The sequence below is a fragment of the Chitinimonas sp. genome, from assembly GCF_041904975.1.
Taxonomy (GTDB): domain Bacteria; phylum Pseudomonadota; class Gammaproteobacteria; order Burkholderiales; family Chitinimonadaceae; genus Chitinimonas.
The window spans coordinates 1-6,066 of record NZ_JAYRLZ010000254.1; the positions used below are offsets into that span (position 1 = coordinate 1).

Sequence of the window (6,066 nt, forward strand, 5' to 3'; positions counted from 1 at the left end):
ATGTTTGAGGCGCTGCTCCAGTGCTGGGAGGGCATGACGCGGATCACCATTAGCACAAGGAGAAAGCGGGTAATAGGCAAGCGCCTTCTACGTGGAGCGATTGGATCCTGCTATGGCGGAATTTTTCACGCCCTTGCTGGTTTGAGCCTGGCGCCGCGCCAGTGTTAGGGTATGGCGATGAAAAGCTCCCCGAATCCCGCATTTATCTTTACCACCCGTGTACTCGATCTGCCGGGTTTTGACACTTCAACAGTGCTTGCCGTGCGTGCTTTCCCAGGCGAGTCATTGGAATATCTGGCCGTAGATAATCGGGGGACTGTATGGCGTATATCGGCACATGACTCAGTGGCGACCGCCATCGTGAAATTGGATACGCTAAGGTTTCATGCACGAACCCAGGTGCAGATTCAAATCAGTCGCTGTGGCGATTATTTCGCCATTACAGCGTGCAATCAGGACCCAGCAAGCAATCAGGGCGGCGTTTACCGGATGGATAATGGCGCCTTGCTGATGCCCCTGCCCGATCATGAATACCATTTTGAGCTAGCGCCTTACCCGGTAGCATTTTGGGAATATCAGCATCAGCCCTGCCTGATTCATGCAACCGGCTGGGATAAGCTCGATATTCATAATCTGCAAAGCGGCGTTTGCTTGACCGAACGCTCACTGGAACAGGTGGAGGAAGAAGTCAGCGAGGCAGAGCGGCGCAATGCCCTAGCCTCCGAATGGGCCGGCGAGCTGATGATTTCACCCGATGGAAAACGCCTGGCCACAGTGGGCTGGTTCTGGCATCCGGTCGGTTACGCCTGGGGTTTTAATATTCAGGATTGGGTGGAAAAAAATAAATGGGAATCCGACTTCGGCAAATCCAAAGTATGTTTCGCCATCTGGTCTTATTTCTGGGATTCCCCCTTGCAATGGCTGGACAATGACCGGGTGCTGATCTGGGGCGATCCGGAATTACCATGCGACAACGACATACCACCAGATTCAGCCGTGATCTACAACGCACAGACCGGCGAGCGCTTATTTGCCTTTACCGGCCCGTCTATTTCCCCCTTTGCGGTCTGGGATAATTGGCTGTTTTCCGGATGCTCCGACACCGGGACAATCGCGGTGTGGGATCTACAAAATGGCCAGCAGATTGCCAGGCACCCGTGCCAGCTTAATCTGATCGCAACGCATTTACCCAGCCAAAGTTTTCTGGGGCGAAACGCGCAAGGGCAATTCGAGATCATGTTCTGGCAAGTTGCCTGAGGGCATTGTACGCAGGTGTATGTCCGGTGATTCGTGCTTATTCGTCACACGCCGCTATCGCGCAAAATCGCCGCCTTGCTGCCATCGCGTTCCATTTCCTTGAGTACTTTATTGACCTTGTCGATCAGCGAGTCTGGCAATTTGGCGGCGCGTGAGAAGCCGATATGCATGGTTTTCTTGGCAATCGCCGGTTCTTGCCAGACCAGCGGGGTATTGCGGTTGATCAGCATGGTACTGGTGCGCAGCAGATAGTCGGCAAGGCCCTTGTCGACCAAGGCAGCATGTACCCGGCCGACCGCCAGTGCATTCAGATTGAGCTCGTCACTCATCGCCTCGATGGTATGGAGCTGCGCCGCCGTAAATGCTTCCGGATTGGCATAGCCCTGCACCACGCCAAAGCTGTAGGCACGCAACTGCGTCAGCGGCAAGCTGGGCAGCGGTGCCGCCTTGCGCACAAAAAAGCCCAGCTGGTTTTCGCCTATCGGCTCGGAGTAAAGCAGCCAAGCCTCGCGATCGGGGCTGTACCAAGGGCCGAGCAGGCCATCGGCGCGGCCTTCACGGGTATCGGCCACTGCCCGGTTCCATGACGCCCAGCGCATATTCAGGCCGAGGTTGGCGCGGCGCAGCGCCTCGCGAACCACCTTGGTAACCGGGCCACCATCGGGCAGGCTGGCACCGTAATACGGCGGATAATCGCTCGATATCAATGTCAGCGCGCGGCGCGGCATGTCGGCTGGCTGGCCGGCAAGGCACAGTCCGGCCAGCAGCAGGCAGGCAATATGGGCGAGCGTACGCATCCTGTTCTCCGGCTGAGTCTGGCGCGGCATGGGGCGAGCAGTCTTGATCAGGCTGATACTAGTTCACCAGGCAGGGCAGTCAAGGCCGCGGCGGCAGGCGGGACAGGTGCTGCCGAGCCGGCGGCCGGCTCGCCTGCCCCTGCCAATGAACATACAATGCGCGCCTTGCCTTGCCGATGCACCGCCATGCCCACCCATCCCACCTATACCCGCCAGGATGTGCTTCGCTGGCTGGGCAGCCATGAAGTTGCCAAGGGCGAGCCCTATGTGCGGCGCGTGCACAATCTGCGCTGGAAAGGCTTGCGCCTGCTCGCCGAAGTACCGGGATCAGCCGCACGGCCCTATCAGGTGGATATCGTGTTTGTACCGCGCAGCCACGGGCAGATGAGCATCTCGGCCGAATGCAGCTGTCCGGTGGCATATGACTGCAAGCACAGCGCGGCGGTGCTGCTGGCCGCCCTGCACACCAAGGCAGCCCAGCCGCAGGACAGCGTCAATCCTGAAGTAGTGCGCTGGCTCGATCTGTTCAGGGCCAGCAGCGCCGAGCAGCAGGCGCCGGCGGTGCGCAAACCGGCCAGCCATCAGCTGTTTTATGTATTGGAAGTGGATGAGCAGGGCGAGGGCAATCTGCGTTTTTGCAAAGGCAAACGCGGAATGCGCCTGCACGAGCCGCTGGATTACTGGAGCAATCTGGAGGGTGCGTTTCGCAATCCGATCAGTTTTATCGGCCAGGATGACCTGAGCATCCTGCGCCTGGTGCATATCCAGGCACCGAGCAGTCGCCTGTATAGCAGTGCCTACCCCTTGCATGGGCGCAACGATATCGACCTGCTCGACAGATTGCTGCAAACCGGCCGGCTTTACCTTAACAGCAGCACACAGGGCCTGCTCGGCCCATTTGCTGCAGGGGAAGCGCGGCGTGCCAATCTGCACTGGCAGCGCGATCTGTATGGGCGCCAACAGGCAAGACTGCAGACCGCGCCGACTGCCCGGCTATTGGCACTGAGCGCCCCGCGCTATATCGATCCGCAGCAGGCACAGGTCGGCGAGGTGCTGCTGACACAAGACTGGCAGCTGATGCGCCCCTTGCTGAGCCTGCCCGCATTGGGCGAGATGGATCTCCCCCTGGTGATCGATACCCTGCGCCGCACCCTGCCCGGCGAGCCACTACCCGATGCGCGGCCGCTGCCGGTGATCGAAGGTGCGCCACAAGCCGTGCTGCGGCTGATCAGCATTCCCGTCTACGGCCTGCGCGATTACCGCGACTATGGCTATCTGGTCGGACGTGGCGAGCTGGATATCGCGGTGCCGTATTTTGCCTACGGCAAGCATCGCATCCGGCCCGGCGACACTGCCGGCCATATCACCCTGGAAGACGGTCAAACCGCCCTGCTGCGTCGCGACCCGGAGCAGGAAGCGCACCTGCTCAAAGCCTTGCACAAGCACGATCTGCGCCCCCTGCCAGCCAACAAGGTACTGGCCAGCCAGGACATGCTGCCCGACCTGAAAGGCATGCAGGCACTGGCCAGCGAGCAGGCCTGGCCGGCCTGGGTGCGCGATGCCCTGCCGGCGCTCAAGGCGCAGGGCTGGCAGATCGAGATCGACGACAGCTTCCGCCACTGGGCGCCCGAACCGAGCGCCTGGCATGCCGAGCTCAGCGATGAGGACAATGGCTGGGCAGTGGCGCTGGCGGTGGAAGTAGACGGCCAGCGTTTGCCGCTGGCACCGATGCTGGCCGAGCTGGTCGGCCGCGAGCCGCGCTGGCTGCAGGCGGATTACCGCGCACTGATTGGCGACGATAGCGATGTGATGCTGCGCAGCAGCATTGGCCAGCGCCTGCGCGTTGCCGCCAGCCGCATCAAGCCCCTGCTGCATGCTCTGGCCGAGCTGTTCGACCAGAACCGTGGCGGCCAGCCGCTCAGCGTGTCGCCACTCGACGCGCCACGGCTGGTCGAAGCGCTCGATGCCGCCGGCGACTGGCAAAACGATGGCTTCGAAGCGGCGCGGCAGATGGCACAGCGCCTCGAAGCCGCCGGCCAGCTGCAGGCGGTGGCGCCGCCACAAGGCTTGCAGCTGACCCTGCGCCCCTATCAGCTGCATGGGCTGTCGTGGCTGCAGTACTTACGCGCGCAAAACCTTGGCGGCATTCTGGCCGACGATATGGGCCTCGGTAAAACCGCCCAGACCCTGGCCCATGTGCTGCTCGAAAAAGAGAGCGGCCGGCTCGACCGGCCAGCGCTGATCGTACTGCCCACCAGCCTGGTATCGAACTGGCGCCACGAGGCAGCGCGCTTTGCGCCAGCACTGCGCGTGCTGGCGCTGCACGGCCCGCAGCGCAAGGCCGATTTTGGCAAGATCGCCGAACATGATCTGGTGATCTCCACCTATCCCTTGCTGTGGCGCGATATCGAGGTGCTGGGTGCGCAGGAATTTCACCTGCTGATCCTCGACGAAGCCCAGGCGGTCAAGAATGCCGGCAGCCGTAGCGCCGAGGCGGTGCGCCAGCTCAAAGCACGCCACAAGCTGGTGATTACCGGCACGCCGATGGAAAACCATCTGGGCGAATTGTGGGCGCAGTTCGACTTCCTGCTACCGGGCTTTCTCGGTGACGAGCGCGCCTTTTCCCGGCTGTGGCGCACGCCGATCGAAAAACATGGCAATGGCGAGCGCCGTGCCTTGCTTGGCAAGCGGATCAAGCCGTTTATCCTGCGCCGCCGCAAGGACGAAGTGGCGCGCGACTTGCCGCCGAAAACCATCATGGTGCGCGAGGTGGAGTTGCAGGGCCGGCAGCGCGAGCTCTATGAAACAGTGCGTGCCGCCATGGATGCCAAGGTGCGCGAAGCAGTGGCCGGCAAGGGCTTTGCCCGCAGCCAGATCGATATCCTCGACGCCCTGCTCAAGCTGCGCCAGGTGTGCTGCGACCCACGCCTGCTGCAGCAGGACAGCGCACGCGAAGTAAAGGAACATGCCAAGCTCGATGCCTTGATGTGCATGCTGCATGAGCTATTGGAAGAAGGCCGCCGCGTGCTGGTGTTCTCGCAGTTCACCAGCATGTTGGCGCTGATCGAAGCGGAGCTGCACAAGGCGGCGATCCCCTATGTGCTGCTGACCGGCGACACGCGCGATCGCGATACGCCGGTGCAGCGCTTCCAGGCCGGCGAGGTACCGATCTTCCTGATCAGCCTGAAAGCCGGCGGCGTCGGCCTGAACCTGACTGCCGCCGACACGGTGATCCATTTCGACCCGTGGTGGAACCCGGCCGTCGAGAACCAGGCTACCGACCGCGCCCATCGCATCGGTCAGCAAAAACCGGTATTCGTCTACAAGCTGGTGGCGGCCGGCAGCATCGAGCAGCGGATTCTGGAGCTACAAGAGCGCAAGGCGGCACTTGCCGCCGGTGTGCTCAACGAAGATGGCGCCGATACGCCGAAGTTCGACGCCAGCGATCTGGCGGCGCTATTGGCGCCGCTGGATTAAGGCAGACAGCGCCAGCATCAGCTTTCGCCGCGATTGCCATTTGCTGCAGGAAACCGCCCCCGCCGCCACTCGCTCAAGCCACCTGGCTGATTTGCCGCAGCGCCTGCTCGAACACCTCGACCGGCTGGCCGCCCTGGATCAGATGGCGCTGGTTGATGATGATGGCCGGTACCGAGTTGATGCCATGACCTTGGTAAAGCGCTTCCTGGGCGCGCACCTCGCTGGCATAGGCATCGGACGCCAGCACCTTGGCCGCCGCCTCGACATCCAGGCCCACTTCCGCCGCCAGTTGCAGCAACACACCATGATCGGCCGGACTCTGACCATCGGTGAAATAGGCGCGGAACAGAGCCTGCTTCAACTCGATCTGCCGCCCCTCCAGCTGCGCCCAATGCAGCAGGCGATGCGCATCGAAGGTGTTGTAGATGCGGTCGCGCTGCTCAAGGTTGAAAGTAAAACCGACATCGGCGCCACGCTGGCGGATCATCTCGCGGGTCTGGCCGGCCTGCTCGGCGCTGACACCGTATTTTTCCAC

Annotated in this window: 4 protein-coding genes; 2 read left to right on the top strand and 2 right to left on the bottom strand. The window is 61.8% G+C overall.

The annotated features are described in order from the left end of the window. Positions 1–177 precede the first annotated feature (177 nt). Positions 178–1,257 (top strand): hypothetical protein, encoded by a 1,080-nt coding sequence (locus tag ACE3OH_RS18140; protein WP_374356436.1) that lies wholly within the window; start codon positions 178–180, stop codon positions 1,255–1,257. A gap of 44 nt (positions 1,258–1,301) precedes the next feature. Here ACE3OH_RS18140 and ACE3OH_RS18145 read toward each other — a convergent pair whose 3' ends face one another. Further along, positions 1,302–2,054 (bottom strand): substrate-binding periplasmic protein, encoded by a 753-nt coding sequence (locus ACE3OH_RS18145; RefSeq protein WP_374356439.1) that lies wholly within the window; start codon positions 2,052–2,054, stop codon positions 1,302–1,304. 186 nt (positions 2,055–2,240) lie between these two features. On the opposite strand from ACE3OH_RS18145, the gene ACE3OH_RS18150 reads away from it, so the two are divergent. Beyond that, entirely contained in the window at positions 2,241–5,531 is a 3,291-nt protein-coding gene (locus ACE3OH_RS18150; RefSeq protein WP_374356442.1) for an SNF2-related protein, read from the top strand. A gap of 73 nt (positions 5,532–5,604) precedes the next feature. Here ACE3OH_RS18150 and ACE3OH_RS18155 read toward each other — a convergent pair. Then, positions 5,605–6,066, bottom strand: a 462-nt coding sequence (locus ACE3OH_RS18155) for a DsbA family protein (RefSeq protein ID WP_374356445.1), incomplete at its 5' end; no start/stop codon positions are given.

Bases quoted from the DNA above. Each gene is read 5' to 3' on its own strand.
- ACE3OH_RS18150 (WP_374356442.1), top strand. From the start codon at position 2,241: ATGCCCACCCATCCCACCTATACCCGCCAGGATGTGCTTCGCTGGCTG.
- ACE3OH_RS18145 (WP_374356439.1), bottom strand. From the start codon at position 2,054: ATGCGTACGCTCGCCCATATTGCCTGCCTGCTGCTGGCCGGACTGTGC.
- ACE3OH_RS18140 (WP_374356436.1), top strand. From the start codon at position 178: ATGAAAAGCTCCCCGAATCCCGCATTTATCTTTACCACCCGTGTACTC.